The sequence below is a fragment of the Blautia sp. HCP3S3_B11 genome, from assembly GCF_052064435.1.
Lineage (GTDB): Bacteria > Bacillota > Clostridia > Lachnospirales > Lachnospiraceae > Blautia_A.
Window position 1 is genome coordinate 38037 of the sequence record NZ_JBQHVP010000004.1, and the last position, 16842, is coordinate 54878.

General features: G+C 42.9%; 12 protein-coding genes and 2 pseudogenes. 3 read left to right on the top strand and 11 right to left on the bottom strand.

Annotation, left to right across the window (positions count from 1 at the left end; genetic code table 11):
- Positions 1-99 precede the first annotated feature (99 nt).
- On the top strand, positions 100-537 hold the full coding sequence (locus tag ACTNC0_RS03855; RefSeq protein WP_008706640.1) for an FMN-binding protein: 438 nt from the start codon (positions 100-102) through the stop codon (positions 535-537).
- Positions 538-598: 61 nt separating this feature from the next.
- On the opposite strand, the gene ACTNC0_RS03860 is transcribed toward ACTNC0_RS03855, so the two are convergent.
- The 3 genes and pseudogenes from ACTNC0_RS03860 to ACTNC0_RS03870 all read right to left on the bottom strand — a co-directional run.
- A complete protein-coding gene (locus tag ACTNC0_RS03860; protein WP_441086395.1) occupies positions 599-2515 on the bottom strand; it encodes an NAD(+) synthase in 1917 nt (638 codons plus the stop codon).
- 58 nt (positions 2516-2573) lie between these two features.
- Complete coding sequence (gene hslO / locus ACTNC0_RS03865) at positions 2574-3452, bottom strand: Hsp33 family molecular chaperone HslO (protein WP_008706643.1); 879 nt, start codon at positions 3450-3452, stop codon at positions 2574-2576.
- Between the two features lie 36 nt (positions 3453-3488).
- Positions 3489-3605: pseudogene (locus ACTNC0_RS03870) on the bottom strand (DUF6783 domain-containing protein); the annotation flags it as partial.
- Between ACTNC0_RS03870 and ACTNC0_RS03875 the strand changes: the two are divergent.
- Positions 3564-3689, top strand: a pseudogene (locus ACTNC0_RS03875) (DUF6783 domain-containing protein). The pseudogenes ACTNC0_RS03870 and ACTNC0_RS03875 sit on opposite strands and share 42 nt — an antisense overlap.
- A gap of 47 nt (positions 3690-3736) precedes the next feature.
- Here the strand turns inward: ACTNC0_RS03875 and ACTNC0_RS03880 are convergent.
- The 7 genes from ACTNC0_RS03880 to ACTNC0_RS03910 form a co-directional block, all read right to left on the bottom strand.
- Positions 3737-4549, bottom strand: coding sequence for a class I SAM-dependent DNA methyltransferase (locus tag ACTNC0_RS03880; RefSeq protein WP_441086396.1), 813 nt, complete (start codon positions 4547-4549; stop codon positions 3737-3739).
- 161 nt (positions 4550-4710) lie between these two features.
- Positions 4711-5859, bottom strand: a complete 1149-nt coding sequence (locus ACTNC0_RS03885; protein WP_441086397.1) for a hypothetical protein — start codon at positions 5857-5859, stop codon at positions 4711-4713.
- A 435-nt stretch (positions 5860-6294) separates the two neighbouring features.
- Positions 6295-8352, bottom strand: a complete 2058-nt coding sequence (locus ACTNC0_RS03890) for a HelD family protein (protein ID WP_441086398.1) — start codon at positions 8350-8352, stop codon at positions 6295-6297.
- 247 nt (positions 8353-8599) lie between these two features.
- Positions 8600-10438 (bottom strand): ABC transporter ATP-binding protein, encoded by a 1839-nt coding sequence (locus ACTNC0_RS03895; RefSeq protein ID WP_055057266.1) that lies wholly within the window; start codon positions 10436-10438, stop codon positions 8600-8602.
- On the bottom strand, positions 10435-12597 hold the full coding sequence (locus ACTNC0_RS03900; protein ID WP_291809096.1) for an ABC transporter ATP-binding protein: 2163 nt from the start codon (positions 12595-12597) through the stop codon (positions 10435-10437). The genes ACTNC0_RS03895 and ACTNC0_RS03900 overlap by 4 nt, the downstream gene beginning before the upstream one ends.
- 67 nt (positions 12598-12664) lie before the next feature.
- Positions 12665-13138 carry a MarR family winged helix-turn-helix transcriptional regulator gene (locus ACTNC0_RS03905; RefSeq protein WP_291809093.1) on the bottom strand — a complete coding sequence of 158 codons (474 nt, stop codon included), beginning with the start codon at positions 13136-13138 and terminating at the stop codon, positions 12665-12667.
- A gap of 233 nt (positions 13139-13371) precedes the next feature.
- Entirely contained in the window at positions 13372-14256 is an 885-nt protein-coding gene (locus ACTNC0_RS03910; protein WP_441086399.1) for a LysR family transcriptional regulator, read from the bottom strand.
- A 167-nt stretch (positions 14257-14423) separates the two neighbouring features.
- Here ACTNC0_RS03910 and ACTNC0_RS03915 point away from each other — a divergent pair, with 167 nt between their 5' ends.
- Positions 14424-15758 (top strand): sodium-dependent transporter, encoded by a 1335-nt coding sequence (locus ACTNC0_RS03915; protein ID WP_441086400.1) that lies wholly within the window; start codon positions 14424-14426, stop codon positions 15756-15758.
- A 75-nt stretch (positions 15759-15833) separates the two neighbouring features.
- Here the strand turns inward: ACTNC0_RS03915 and ACTNC0_RS03920 are convergent, their stop codons facing one another.
- On the bottom strand, positions 15834-16835 hold the full coding sequence (locus tag ACTNC0_RS03920) for an AAA family ATPase (protein ID WP_441086401.1): 1002 nt from the start codon (positions 16833-16835) through the stop codon (positions 15834-15836).
- Positions 16836-16842 lie beyond the last annotated feature (7 nt).

Genomic DNA, 16842 nt, shown 5'->3' on the forward strand with positions numbered 1-16842 from the left:
CTCTCCTTACTGTCGGTTACTCACATTCGTTGTTTCAGTATATCATAATTTAAGCACTTCTGTAATAGAATATACAAAACCATCCAGGAGGCGTGTACCATGAGTGCAAAAACAAAAATCATAGTCCTACATATGAAGGAAGTTATATACACCGGCATTTTCCTTCTTCTTGCTGTCATCCTGGCTATTGTACTTTTTTTCATGTTTGGACCCGGTCAGAAAAAAAGTGCCTCAGCCGATGCCAAAAGCCTGTACAAACCGGGAATTTATACTTCCTCCATCGACCTGAATGAAAACACCTTTGACCTGGAAGTAACCGTTGACTCTGACAGGGTAACTTCCATCCGTCTGGTAAATTTAAGTGAAAGCACCGCAGCCATGTTTCCTCTCATGGAACCGGCTCTGGAATCACTGGCCAGCCAGATCTATACCTCCCAGTCGCTGGAAAACATCCAATATTCCGAAGATCAGAAGTATACTTCCATGATTCTTTTGAATGCAATTGAAACAGCACTGAAAAAAGCGGAGAACAACTGATCGTTCTCCGCTTCGCCATGCAAAATCACGCGGATAAAATCATCCACTCCGCTATGCGATTCTAAATATCCATATTTTCAAGCTGCTCCAGCCATACTCCTGCACTTGCATCACTTGGCATTCTCAGATCACCTCTCGGTGAAACCGCAACGCTTCCCACCTTCGGGCCATCCGGAAGGCAGGAACGTTTAAACTGCTGTGCAAAAAATCTCCAATAGAAGGTTTTCAGCCATTTGAAGATTGTCTCCTTATCATACATTCCTTCAAAAGTCTCACATGCCAGCCTGTAAATTTTCTCCGGTTCAAATCCTGCACGAAGCATATAGTACAGATAGAAATCGTGAAGTTCATAAGGTCCCACCAGATCTTCTGTCTTCTGTGCGATCTTGCCATCCTTAGGCGGCAGAAGCTCCGGGCTTACCGGTGTATCCAGAATATCAAGAAGAACTTCTGTCAGCTTCTCATCTTTGCAGGTATCCGCATAATAACGTACAAGATGACGCACCAGAGTTTTCGGCACTGAAGCATTCACGCCGTACATGGACATATGGTCACCATTGTAGGTTGCCCATCCCAGAGCCAGCTCAGACAGATCTCCTGTTCCCACCAGAATCGAGCCATCCTGATTTGCACTGTCCATCAGGATCTGCGTTCTCTCTCTTGCCTGGCTGTTCTCATAAGTCACATCATGCACAGACGGATCATGAGCAATATCCCTGAAATGTATATTTACTGCTTCTTTGATATTGATCTCACTTAAAGTCGCACCCAGACACTGACTTAATTTGCAAGCATTCTGATAAGTTCTGTCTGTGGTTCCAAAGCATGGCATGGTAATACAGTGGATATCCTTTCTGTCCGCACCGGAAAGGTCAAAGGCTCTTGCGATCACAAGCAGTGCCAATGTGGAATCCAGACCTCCGGAAAGTCCCACTGTTGCCTTATGGCAATGGATATGATCCATACGTTTCTTAAGTCCCATTGCCTGGATATTCAGAATTTCATCACAGCGCATATCCCTTTCTTCTTTTCGTGAAGGTACGAAAGGATACTGCGAATATTTTCTGGTCAGCTTTGTCTCTTCCACATTCAGATGGAAGCACACTTTAATGTGATCACTGTCGTCAGCCGGCTGATAAGTAGTCAGTCTTCTTCTCTCATCGTTCAGCCTCTGCACATCAATCTCACTGTATACAATACCATTGTGGAAACGTTTTCCTTCCGCAAGGATCACTCCATTCTCTGCGATCATATTCTGGCCGCCAAAGACCAGATCCTGTGTGGACTCACCTTCTCCTGCATTTGCATATACATATCCGCACACCAGACGTGCAGACTGTCCGGAAACAAGATCTCTGCGGTAGCTGTCCTTTCCGACCATCTCATTGCTGGCTGACAGATTCACGATCAGATTCGCTCCTGCCTGTGCATGGAGAACGCTTGGCGGCAGTGTCACCCATAAATCCTCACAGATCTCTGCTGCTGCCACAAGCTCCGGCTCCTCCTCACAGATAAAAAGAATATCTGTTCCGAAAGGAACTCTCTTTCCCTCAATATCCACATATTCCAGACAGCCAAGACCTGATGCAAAATGGCGCTGCTCATAAAATTCTCCATAGTTTGGAAGATAAGTTTTCGGAACCAGACCAATGATCTCGCCTCTGTTTAAAACTGCTGCCACATTATATAATTTTCCATGATTTCTGAAAGGCACACCTATAAAAACAAGGGCATCCACATCAGCAGTTTCCTTTGTGATCTTCAGCAAAGTTTCCCAGGCGCTGTCGAGAAGACGTCTCTGCAGGAAAAGGTCCTGACAGGTATAGCCTGTGATACAAAGCTCCGGAAAAGTCATAACCTTCACATGTTCTTTCTCCATCTCATGGATCAGTCTGATAATCTCATTTCCATTGGCATTGCAGTCTGCAACTGTGATATAAGGTGTTGCGGCTGCTGTTTTGATATAACCGTTTTTCATTTTCTCCCTCTTCTTCCCTGTGCTCCGGCAGATCTATCTGTCAGTACATTGGCGTCTCTTATTTACATTTACGCAGGATTTCTTTCAGTTCTTCCACTGTAAATTCATAATTCTTATTACAGAAATGGCAGTTCATCTCAATGGACTTACCTTCCTGGATCATTTCATTGAGTTCTTTTCTTCCAATGCTGATCAGGGCTTTCTCCACTCTTTCTCTGCTGCAGTTACAGTAAAATTCCGTAGGAACTTTCTCATTGATCTCCATGTCAAAGCCCTCCAGGACTTTCTCAAGCAGACTCTCAGGAGTATGCCCCTCTTCCAGAAGATTTGTGACAGATGTGATTTTCTGCACATTTTCCTCAAGCTTCGCAATTGTGCTTTCTTCCGCAAACGGCATCAGCTGCACGATAAATCCGCCAGCCTGACGTACTGTATTGTCTTTATTCATAAGAACTCCAAGACCAACTGCTGACGGTACCTGTTCACTTGTAGCAAAATAATAGGTAAGATCTTCTGCGATCTCGCTGGTCTGAAGCGCAACCTGTCCAACATAAGGCTCTTTCAGTCCCATATCCTTGATCACGTTCATAAATCCTACACCGACAGCACCTGCAACATCCAGTTTTCCCTTGCTGTTTGCCGGGATACATACATCAGGATTTCCCACATATCCCTTTACACGACCTTTGGAATCTGCTGTCACAGTAATTCCTTCCAGAGGACCTCCTGCCTTAATCTGAAGTGTGAGGATGTCCTTATCCCCCTTCATCATGGTACCCATCATGGCACCTGCTGTAAGAAGACGTCCCAGTGCTGCTGTGGCTACCGGGCTTGTATTGTGATCCTGTCTCGCTGTTTCTACTGTTTCTGTAGTAACTGCCGCAAATGCCCGAATCTGATCATTCGCTGCAATTGCTCTGATAATATAATCGTTCATTCGTTTATTACTCCTGTTATTTCTTTCATATTATTTTCATTTTGTCCATGGCTTAACATTAGAGCGTGTCTGAAAAAGGCTTTCTGCAAGATGTGCGTCACAATTTGTGGGATATTTTGCCCGGATGAGGGCGCCGTAGTGGGCTACGGCAACTGAATTCGGGTGAAATATCCCGCAAAGTGGGGCGTGCAGATTGCGGGAATGATTTTTCAGACACACTCTAGGTCAAATCAATAGCAATCCCCGTAAATAATGCATTAATTAAGAGACCTGCTATAATCGCATCAATCCGCGCGATGTGTCTCAGGTTTCTCCGGAATCCTTCCATGATATCCGTTCTGTGCACTTTTTCCATGCTCTCTTGCAACAAAAGTCAGACGTTCACAATTCTCATCACCCGGATTATGAGTATATGCATCACAGACTGCCACCAGTTCCATTCCTTCTTTCACAATCATAGCCTTGATTGCTTCTATGGAATATGCTTTCTGTACATGTTCCTCCTCACACTTCTCATACAATCCGTCTTCTCTTGGAAGAAAAAGTGCCAGTTCATATACATTCAGGGCATTTTCCCTGTCATAACTGTTCTCCCAGATAAAGCTTCCGTCCTCTCTATCCTCAGCAATAGTCGTATCACCGATCACATCCCGGTATTTATGGATCGTATTCATATCAAAAATGAACAGTCCGCCCGGATCCAGATAATTATTTACCAGTGCAAAAAGATACTCCAGATCTTCCTCGTCCGTCAGATAATTCATACTGTCACAGACACTGATCACAGCACGAACCGTACCATATAACTCAAAATCCTGCATATCCTGCAAAAGATACAGAATATCATGACCGGATTCCGCCCGCTTCTCCATAGCCTCTGCAAGCATCTCCTCAGAATTATCGATACCGATCATATCATATCCGGCATCTGCAAGCATCTCTGTCACAGTACCTGTTCCACATCCCAACTCCAGAACCAGACCATCCCTGATCCCGTCCTGAGCCAGTGTTTCTATAATATAGTCTGCCCATTCACGATAGTTTACATTATCCATGAAAACATCATAAACACTGGCAAATCTTCCATATGATTCCATTCATCAGCCCTCATTATCTACCTGTTTTACTGTTCACAGCAACACATATTTTCTTTGCTATTCTACCACAATATCCATTCTTATGTAAATAACAGGTTGTTCTCTGTCAGCGCAAAAAAGGACGACTGTTTTTACAGCAGCCGTCCTTTTCAACTTTTCTGTTACTGATTCTTAGGCATATAGCGGACATACGCCGGTTCTCCATGATAGTAATAGTCAACGCCGTTCTCATCATAAACGTCCTCGCCATTAGCAAAATCATAGGTATTTCCGTCATCATCACACCATGTACCGTCACCGTTCGGATAAATTACAAGCGGATATCCGTCGGAGTTTCTGTAAATAGTTCTTGTCTGATCTGTATCATAGTCCGGATCATCTGTTCCTACAGGTGTTCCGTCTGCATAATATCCATTGGAAGAACCATCGTCATAATCATAAGATCCGTCACTGCTGCCATCAGAAGTATAGTCTGATGAACTGTAATCTGATGAACCGCCCGATGAAGTATCACTGTAAGAACCGTCTGTGCCTGCTGAAGAACTTCCATCTGATGAACTGCCGGATGCTGTTCCGTCTGTACCTGCAGCCGCTGTTCCTGTAGTTCCTGAAGTGCCGTCTGCAGTTGTACCTGCTGTAGTTCCTGAAGTTTTTCCTGTTGCTGCTGCTTTCAGTACAGAATCACCGGAAATAGTGAATGAATCAACAGAAGTCTTGATTCCTGCCAGTGCTTTCTCATCCTTTACAGAACCTGCAACACTGTAAAATTCTGTTGTATTATCTGTGAAATATTTATTTACAACATATTTATAGTCACTCTTATCAGTGAGGTAATGAACTGTATAGCTGTAAACATTTACACCGCTGACTTCCTCTGATTTATAATCCTGGATCTCAAAATCTGTACCTTCTACAAGATTATCTGCCTTTACAAGTGCAGAGGCTGTATCCTGTGAACTTGGAATGATCGCCACAGACATATCCTCCTCACCAGAACCATGCAAGATCAGGAGTTTGCCCTGTTTCGGTGACTCGAAGCTTAACATATCGTCAGAATCTGATTTATTCGCCCATGTCGCATCCGGAAGTTTAATGGATACTGTTTTGTTCTTAGATGTATAGGTAGTATTCTGGGCATTGGCCGGTGCAGGGGTAGGAGTTGCTTTCGCTGCTTTGGTTGGCTCCGGTGTAGGAGTTACCTGTACCACACTTGAATCCTCGTCACTGCCGCCTCCAAAGTTACATGCAGTCATGGAAACAGATAATACAGCTGTTAAGGCCAATAACATTAGTACTCTTTTATTTTTCATAATATCCTCCTTAGAATAGGTATATAGTCTTCAGGTAATATTTGATATCAGGTCAGGAGAGGAAGCCTCTCTCTGACATTATTATAACTGTTCCGTACTTTATAAAATATGGTGTCAGGGACAAAAGGTATTTTGCTACTAACATTATATATTTTACAGTTTCATTACATAGATGTCAATGTCGATTTCTCAGCCTTCTGCGATTTGCATAGTCTGTCATAACGCCATTTTTCTGCTTCATCATACCATTTATCTTTTTTTCTCTGTAACTGAGAGATTACTTGTTACTGTTCACACACCACTATCCCGCGAGGTGTTTTGGCATGAATATGCCAAAATCCCGAGACATACAAGCCAAAATTCCATTGCCGCAGGCAATCTGGAATGAATTTTGGCTACGTTACTGTGAACGGAGTGAACAGTAACGATTACTTTTTATTTTTCCACTTCATACATATGCAGTTCATGAAGGGCTCTTGTTGCAGCGATATATCTCGCCTGACGCACAAGCGGTGTCTGGTCTTTCTGCGGAAATACTGCAAATACCTGATCAAATTCCAGGCCTTTTGCCAGATAGAATGTCGTAACTGTAAGACCTTTCTTAAAGCTTGTGCTGTTTCTGTCCAGATAAGACAGGCGTTCTTTTACATCAAATCCTTTTTCTCCCAGAATTTCCTTCAGAAGAAGCCACATATGTTCTGCTTCTTTCTCTGTACGCAGGACAGCCGCTGCTGTTTCATATTCTTCTTCGCCGAGTTTCAGAGTTTCTGCAATCTCTTCCGCAGCATGGCTCATATCTGCAAATATTTTCTCCTCCACCGGAGCACCATGACGTTCAAAGAGTTCCATATCTTCAATACCCGCAAGCTGATTTGCATAAGACGCAATCTCTATGGTGTTACGGTAACTCTTATTCATAATGATCTTGTGGATATCCCTCCCGAAAATCTTCGGCAGAAATTTCAGCACATCCTGCTGTTTATCATCCATAGTCTGTGCCTGGTCACCCAGGATCGTCATTCTGCAGGAGAAAATCCTCTGAATGATTTCATACTGAAGCCTTGAGTAATCCTGCATCTCATCTACCACCAGATGCTTGATATTGCTTCTTCCCTGCTGGCTCTGCAAACGATATTTCAGATAAAGAACAGGATAAACATCCTCATATTTCAGCTTTCTTTTCTCATAAGAAACACGCGGAAGTCCTTTGTATCCGTTCTCTTTCAGGAACTGACTGTAGATCACATAAAGATCTCCGGTCACATACAGCTTCATGAATTTCTCACGGATCAGGTCTTTCTCATCATCTGCCAGATCACGGTCCCGCAGAGTTTCCACCTCGTCAATGAAATAATCTGCAACTGCATCCATCCTTGAGAGCAGTGGAAAATCCTGAAATTTGAAATAAAATAATTCAATGATCTCAGACTCTGTCTTCACAAAGCCATTGTATTCCACATCCCGGAAATTCATCAGCCGGTCTTCCAGTTCCACCAGATAGCGTTCCATAAGATTTATAAATTCCATGGACTGCTTTTCCTCTACCAAAGAAGCTTTCTGCGGAAAACGGATTCTGCGTTCAATCTCATCATAGCGGTCTTCGCAGTCAGAAACTGTATTCCGAAGCTGCTTATAAGCAAAAAGATCAAAGCTCATTTCCTTAATATTCTCTTCTCCCAGTTCGGGAAGGATGTGGGAGATATAATCGGAAAACACTCCATTTGGTGACAGGATCAGAATATTGGAAGACTTCAGATTCTGTCTGTCATGATAGAGAAGATAGGCAATCCTGTGAAGTGCAACGGAAGTTTTCCCGCTTCCTGCCGCACCCTGGATTACCATGATCCTGTCTTTGGTATTTCGAATGATGGCATTCTGCTCTTTCTGAATGGTACGGATGATGTTCTTAAGCTGGACTTCTCCATTACTTCCCAGTTCTGCTTTCAGGATCTCATCATCAATTTTTACATCACTTTCAAATTCATAGATCATTTTTCCATTGCGGATCTTGTACTGCCACTTGGAAGCAACCTCGCCATGGATTTCACCCATGGGAGCCTCATAGGAAGCAGGCCCTTTGTCATAGTCATAAAACAGCCCGCTTACCGGAGCACGCCAGTCGTATACTAATGGAATATGCCCTGCTTTCTCTGCAAAATTTCCAATTCCAATATAAAAGATCTCCGGTTCGTCCTCTCCTTCGTAAATGAAATCCACTCTTCCGAAAAATGGAGAATCTGCCATTCTGCGAAATCTCTGTTTCAGAATCAGCTGCTCTTCATTTGCGGAAATCTGGCGGAACAATGCCTGCTGATTATCATAATTCTCATAACCATACTGGTCCATCTCTGTATAATTTTCCCAGTAATACTCATGCATTCCCTCAATCTCTTTCTGGCCTTCCACCAGAGAAAGACTGATCTCTGTGATACGTTCTTTTAATTTTTCCAGCACATAGCCCAGATATTCTCTGCCGTTTTTCTTATCTGTCATATTGTTGATATCCTCTGATATTTGCAACTGTTCAGCAATTTCACAGTTACAATACTCCTTATTATTGTTATCATTTTCTTCTGTTTCTATGATAAAATTTATCATTTTTCGTAAGTTAGTTTTTAATTATAACATATTACCCTCTGACAGAAAAGACTAAAATCCCTCAGCCGGTATCTGTGAGATCCTATATCCACCGGATATATTCTCTTTCACAAATACCCCTGAGGGATTGTAACTTTATATTTTAAGCAGTTGCCTTATTCTCAAACTGGCTGTTATACAGGTCTGCATAGAAGCCTTTCTTAGCCAGAAGCTCTTCATGATTACCCTGCTCGATAATGTCACCGTCTTTCATAACCAGGATCAGGTCTGCATCCTTGATGGTAGAAAGTCTGTGTGCGATCACAAAGCTGGTTCTGCCCTTCATCAGATTGTCCATGGCTTTCTGGATACGCACTTCGGTTCTGGTATCTACAGATGAGGTTGCCTCATCCAGGATCAGGATCTTATTATTGGCAAGGATTGCCCTGGCAATAGTGAGAAGCTGTTTCTGTCCCTGTGAAATATTGCTGGTTTCTTCATCCAGAACCATGTCATAGCCGCCCGGCTGCTGCATGATAAAGTTGTGCACATGAGCTGCCTTTGCTGCTGCGATCACCTCTTCATCTGTAGCATCCAGACGTCCGTAACGGATATTTTCCATAATGGTTCCTGAGAACAGCCAGGTATCCTGGAGCACCATTCCAAACATCTCTCTCAGACTGCTTCTGTTAAAGTCTTTGATGTCGTAACCGTCTACCTTAATACTTCCGCCATTGAGATCATAGAATCTCATAAGCAGTTTCACCATAGTTGTCTTTCCTGCACCTGTGGGACCTACAATGGCAATCTTCTGGCCATCCTTCACATCTGCTGAGAAGTCATTGATAATGATCTTATCCGGATTGTAACCGAATTTTACATGTTCAAACTGTACATCTCCTGTAAGTGTATTAACATCTACAGGGTTCTTCTCATTCTGACTCTCTTCCGGCTCCTCCAGGAATTCAAATACTCGTTCGGAAGCTGCAGCAGAGGACTGTAACAGGTTGGTGACCTGTGCGATCTGCTGGATTGGCTGTGTAAAGTTACGGATGTACTGGAAGAAGGACTGGATATCACCGACTTCAATACTTTTTTTGATTACAAACACGCCGCCTAAGAGAGCTACCATTACATATCCAAGGTTACCTACAAACTGCATGATGGGCATCATCATTCCTGAGAAGAACTGAGATTTCCATGCAGATTCATAAAGCTTCTGATTGTCTTTTTCAAATTCTTCTACTACATCATTCTCTTTGTTAAAAACCCGGACTACATTATGACCGCCGAAGTTCTCTTCGATCTGACCGTTTACTTTACCCAGATAGCTCTGCTGATCCTGGAAGTATTTCTGGGAATGCTTCATGACAGTCTGGATGATGAACATGGAAACCGGCAGGATCAGAAGTGCTGCCAAAGTCATCCACACGTTAATGGAAAGCATCATAATAAATACACCGATCAGAGTTGTCACTGATGTGATCAGCTGCGTCAGACTCTGGTTCAGACTCATCTGCAGAGTGTCCACATCATTGGTGATACGGGAGAGGATCTCTCCGTTTGTTCTGCTCTCATAATAATTCAGAGGCAGTCTGTTGATTTTCTTTGAAATATCTTTTCTCAGATTATAGGTAACATCATTGGAGATCCCTGACATTACAAATCCCTGTACAAAGGAAAAGCATGCACTTAACACATATAATCCAAGTGTCCATAACAGGATCATCCCGATCTTTCCGAAGTCAATTTCACCGGTTCCGTTTACCTTGGCAACCAGGCCGTTAAACAGCTCTGTGGTCGCCTTACCTAAAATCTTAGGCCCTACAATACTAAACACAGTTCCCGCTACTGCAAAAATAAACATCAGTATAAAGCGGAATTTATATCGTCCCATATAACGGAAAAGCTTAGCCATGGAGCCCTTGAAGTCTTTCGCCTTTTCGCCGGACATCATACGTCCATGTCCTCCCATAGGACCTCTTCTTCTCTGTTCGCTCATGCCAGTTCCTCCTCTGATAACTGAGATCTTGCAATCTGCTGATATACCTCACAATTTGCCATCAGTTCCTTATGAGTTCCAATACCTGCCATATGTCCGTCGTCCAGTACAATGATCTGATCTGCACCAAGGATGGTACTGATCCTCTGGGCAACGATTACGGTAGTTGCGTCCTTGGTGTACTCCTTCAATGCCTTTCTTAACTGACTGTCAGTCTTAAAGTCAAGGGCAGAGAAGCTGTCATCAAAGATAAAGATTTCCGGATCCTTTGCAATGGCTCTGGCAATGGACAGACGCTGTTTCTGTCCGCCCGAAACATTGGTACCTCCCTGTGATACAGGGGATTCATATTTCTCCGGTTTGGTATCAATAAATTCTGTAGCCTGTGCAACCTCTGCTGCTTCCTTTACCTGTGCATCAGTGATCTCCGGCTTACCATAGCGGATATTGGAATCAATAGTACCCGAGAAAAGTACACCCTTCTGAGGCACATATCCCAGTTTGTCACGAAGTTCTTTCTGAGTCATGTCGCGGACATCCACACCATCTACTTTAACAGAACCCTTTGTCACATCATAGTATCTGGGAATCAGATTGATCAGGGTACTCTTACCACTTCCAGTACTTCCGATCACTGCGATTGTCTGACCTTTCTTTGCTTTAAAGGAAATGTCTGTCAGTACATTCTCACCTGCTTCCGGGTAAGCGAAGGATACATGGTCAAATTCAATCTCACCTTTCACATTTTCTGACGGATGTACCGGAGTTTCCGGATCCTGAATAGAAACCTCTGTTTTCAGAACCTCATCAATACGAAGTGCTGCAACATTTGCTCTCGGGAGCATAATGGACATTGCAGTGATCATCAGGAAGGACATAATGATCTGCATTGCATACTGGATAAATGCCATAACATTACCAACCTGCATGGTTCCGTTGTCTACTGCATGGGCACCACTGTAAATAATAAGTACAGATACACCATTCATGATCAGCATCATAATGGGCATCATAAAAGTCATACATCTGTTGACAAACAGGTTTGTTTTTGTCAGATCCAGATTTGCTTTCTCAAAACGATCTTCCTCATGCTTCTCACGGCTGAATGCACGGATAACAGGAATACCTGTCAGGATCTCACGGGATACCAGATTCAGTCTGTCGATCAGAGTCTGTAAGATAGTGAATTTTGGCATTGCCACCTGGAACAGCACAAAGATCACAATCAGGATCAGACCAACTGCCACACCAAGGATCCATGTCATGGAAGAATCTGTGTTTAATACCTTGATCACTCCACCAATACCAAGGATCGGCGCGTACAGAACAATACGGAACATCATTGCCATAACCTGCTGTACCTGCTGCACATCATTGGTGCTTCGTGTGATCAGGGATGCTGTGGAGAATTTGTGATATTCTCTGCTGGAGAAGCTCATAACCTTGCGGTAAATGCTGTTTCTCAGGTCATGACCAAGTCTGCCTGCCACTCTGGCCGAAATAAATGTGACGCTGATTGCTGCCAGCATGATCACCAGTGCCATGGCAAGCATTCTGATACCTGACATCAGGATGTAATGCATCTGAATGGCATCCACATCTTTCCCCAATGCTTCATATTCTGAAGCAACAAAGGAAACACCAGCCTGTGTCACAATAGACTCCGGCATATCTTTCAGCTTCTCATCCATCTGACTCATAATCTGCTGTACTGCTTCTTCCGGCATCTGTGCCAGTGCTGTCAACGGGTCTGTTCCCTCCGGAAGGCCCATCTGTGCAACCATTGCCTGCCCCTGCTCACTGTCTTCGGAAAAGGCAGCTACCATCATCATTGCCTTTGAGAAATCCTCATTTAAATTCTCTCTGGTTTCTTTGGAAATATCATCGTTTAATACCCAGGTATCATCTTCCTGTGTATAATTCTGTGAAACTTCCTTTTTCTGATCCTCATCCATAAAAATCTGAAGATTCTGCAAGGTTGAATCCCGAAGCTTATCCGGCACACTGTCTTCAATACCTTTCTGCTGGATACCTACATTAATGATCTTGGAGGTATAATCCGGCAGGGAAAGATCACAGTACGCCTGCAGAAACAGAAGTGCTATGATCAGGACAATGTATCCCGCTGATTTCTTCAGATATTTCATCAGTTTAATCATTGCTTGTTTCCTCTTTTCCTATTTTTAATATTTTTCTCAATCTGTTCCACCATGTATTTTTCAGTTTCTACCTGTTGACAGGTATCTCCGAAATATTATCCAGAATCTGCCCAAAAAACCTTCGTAAAAGACATAGCTCCGCTTCGCTGAAATTGCTGAACATCACTTTCTCCACAGCTTTGCTTTCCTGCAGGAGCTCCTCCACGATTTTTTTTCCGTTTTCTGTCAGATATACACGCATAATGCGTTGGTCTTTATCATCACGTCTCCTGCAGACAATGTCTGCTTTCTCCAGACGCTGGATACTTACATTTACAGTGGGCGGTGTTACACCCATCCACTCTGCGATCTCCTTCTGGCTGCAGCCGTTATTTCTGTATACGATCATAATAATCGGCATCTGTCCCTGCTGGATACCGATTTCCCGTATACGCTGCATACATCTCATGCCATATTGGCGGTTGATCTCCATAAAAAGCGCAGGCATGCTTTTCTCTTCTCGTTTCTCTTTCTCATTCTTCTCCTCTTCCGGGCACCACATAGCTTCACTCCTTTCCGGCCTCTGTCCTCTTTCAGGTCTGATATTGTTCTTTAATTAGCCTGACTAATCATATATAATATACTTTTAGACAAAAAATGCAAGTATTTTTTGTGCAGTTTATAATTATTTTAGATTTATCTTTGATATTTCCAATTTGTAAATATTCAATTTTATTTTGCCCGGCTAATATTTTTCATCTCAGGTCGAGTAAAATTTCCAGTATTCTTCAAGCTCTATCTCTGCATGACTTCTTTATAAAATTCTATAAACACATTAATTGCCGGAGACCGCCATTTATTTTTGTGGAGCAGCAACTGTGTCCATACAGTTACCGGGCAGCCGGCAACATCCAGTCTTTTAATCTGTCCGTCTTTCACATATTTCTCCGAAATAAAATCCGGAAGAAAGGAAAGCAGGCTGCTGTTTTTTACCAGTTCACATATCTGGAGCGGATTTCCGATTTCAAGAACCGGACGGATTTCCAGTGATTGGGACGCAAGGGTTTCATTCAGTATTTTTCTGTAGCTCATGGCTTGTTCTGTTAACACAAACTCATTCTGAGAAATTTCACTTAATTTCCATGAACAGCCTGCAACAGGATTATCAGCCGCTGCAATAAAATGTACCTGTTCTTCCTGTTCCGCACAAATAATAAAATCCGAATCATAAATATGCCTGTCCAGAGTAAAAACCAGATCTGTTTCGTTCTTCCGCAATTTATCAAACATCTGCTCTGTACCGTTTTCTGTTATCTCCACTTTTATTTCCGGATACTGATGATGAAAACGCAGAAAATCATTTTTAAAATATCTGCTGCAGACAGAACTGGACATAGACAACCGAATCTCGCCTTCAATGCTTTCAGCCGAATTCAGCGAATCAAACATTTTCGCCTGTGCCTTCAGAATATTTCGAGCCTGCTGCAAAACTAAAACTCCCTTTTCCGTAAGATTGATTTTATGATAATAACGGTCAAACAGCCTGACATCAAGTTCCTTTTCCAGTTGTTTAATCTGTGAAGAAACTGTAGACTGCGTATATCCCAGTTCTTTTGCAGCAGCCGAAAATCCGGAATATTCACATACTGCAATAAAAGTTTTTAACACATTTGTATCCATAGTTCATTCCTTCCCATAACTTTCCAGTATTTTTCCATTGAAACATTGAATCGTTATTTTTTATAAACGATATTTTCAATAATATACAACAAAACAATCAATTTTACAAATATTGTTTTTTATCTTATAATATCCCTTATATGAACTTCTGAAGGGAGCGTTATCTTATGAAACGTGAACAGCTTGGAAGCCGGCTTGGCTTCATTATGCTTTCCGCCGGCTGCGCCATTGGCTGCGGAAATGTATGGAAATTCCCGTGGATGTGCGGGCAAAATGGCGGCGGCAGCTTTATGCTGATCTATCTTCTGTGTCTGGTCATCCTGGGAATCCCGGCTCTTGTGTTGGAATTTTCCATCGGAAGAGCGGCTCAGACAAGTCCCCTTTTCATGTACCGTAAGCTGGAAAAACCAGGACAGAAATGGGGGATTTTCGGCTGGTTCTGTCTGCTTGGCAACATTGCCCTGATGGCATTTTACACTGTTGTCTGCGGCTGGATCATTTATTATTTTGTACAGTTTCTCAGAGGTAAAAATGGTTCGCTGGGATTTTCATCCATGATCTCCTCTCCCTCTGTGAATGTATTCTTCTTACTGGTCACTGTAGTCATTGCATTTTTCATCCTTTCCTTCAATCTTCAGGGAGGACTGGAACGTGTGACAAAATATATGATGTCTGCACTGCTGGTACTGATGCTTGCTCTCGCTGTGCACAGTCTTTTTCTGAAAGGCGCTGGTGAGGGAATGACCTTTTATCTGAAACCGGATTTCTCAAAGATTGATGGTTCGGTGATCGTAGGGGCAATGAACCAGGCATTCTTTACTTTGTCTACAGGCATGGGTGGTATGGCTATCTTTGGCAGCTATATTGGTAAAGAACATTCCCTGATGGGGGAAGCCATTCATGTGATCACACTGGACACACTGGTTGCATTTCTGGCAGGAGTTATTATTTTCCCTGCATGCTTCACCTTTGATCTGGAAGTAAATGCAGGTCCGAGCCTTCTGTTTGATACAATGGCAACAGTTTTTAACAACATGTCCGGAGGTCGCATCTGGGGTTCCTTATTCTTCCTGTTCATGGTATTCGCAGCCATGTCAACCGTCCTGGGTGTGTGCGAGAATATCCTGGCAATGATCCGTGAGCTTACCGGCTGGTCCCGTCCAAAAGGCAGCGTGGTCTGCGGCACAGGCGTCTTTCTTCTGGCACTTACCACAGCCCTTGGTTTCAGCGTTTTCCACTTCCAGCCATTTGCCGAAGGAACTACCTGGCTTGATTTCTGGGATTTTATTGTTTCCAACAATATTTTACCCCTTGGCTCTCTCATCCTTGCACTCTTCTGCTGTAATAAGTTCGGCTGGGGATGGGATAACTTTATCAGAGAGAGCAATACCGGTAAGGGCTTAAAGGTACAGAGCTGGATGAAACCGCTCTTCCGGTTTGTACTTCCGATTATAATTGCCTTTATCTATATTTATGGAATGTTCACATTCAACTGGAAATAAAAAAGAAAAATAAGCTCCGTGGGTCAAAACTTCTATCCACAGAGCTTATTTTTTATCCAACCATCATTTTTAATTTTAGTGAACCTTCTGATCCAGCATTCTTTGGATCAGCTCAATTGTATCCTTCAGTCCATAGTTGGCGCTGTTAATACACAAATCATAATTCTCCGGTTTTCCCCATTTCTCACCGGTATAAAATTCATAATATTTCTTATGCTGCTTATCCATCTGTTTCAGGAAACGTACTGCCTGCTTCAGATTCATATTACGGATATCCATAACGTGCTGCACACGAACCTGGAAGGGAGCACTGATAAACAGGCTGATATGCGGAATGTGATTATTCTTCAGAATCATATCTGCACAGCGTCCCATAATCACGCAGTCTTCACTTTTTGCCAGTTCACAGATCAGATCACTCATATTGAAGAAAACCGCATCCTGCTTCGGAAGTCCGTGATAACGGTTGAATTCCCTGAACCAGGTTTTCAGATCTGTATGTTTTTTCTTTCTGTATTTATCAAATCCTTCAAAACTGCCGGCATCGCCTACTGCATTTTTATCTGCCTGCAGACGCTTCATAACCTGATCAAAGATCTCTGCATCATAATAGTTGATCTGAAGCTGATCTGCCAGTTCAAATCCGATATCATTACCGCCACTTCCCTGTGTACGGCTGATACAGATGATCAGATGATCATTCTCTGAAATCTCGTTCTGGCATCTTGCGATCAGATTATTCAGACTGATACGCTCCTTATCTACAATATCTGTCCGTCCAAATGTATCCGGAAGATTTTCGATCTCTTTCAGAATACTGTCATACTCTATCATAAGACGTCTTCTCTCGCTCTTATCCCTGATAGTACGGGCCATGTTACTGATCAACGCCAGTTCACTTCTGAGCAGATGTCCGTCCGGCTTGGTATACATCAGTGCTGCCAGATGACGGATGGTTGTTTCTTTCTGTCCTGTAAATGTACGTCCCAGAGAGGAACCCACACATTTATAAACTTCTTCATCCAGGTTATAAATGCGTATTGCAAGTTCTTTGCATTTTTCCTGATTGTCCTGCATAATGATC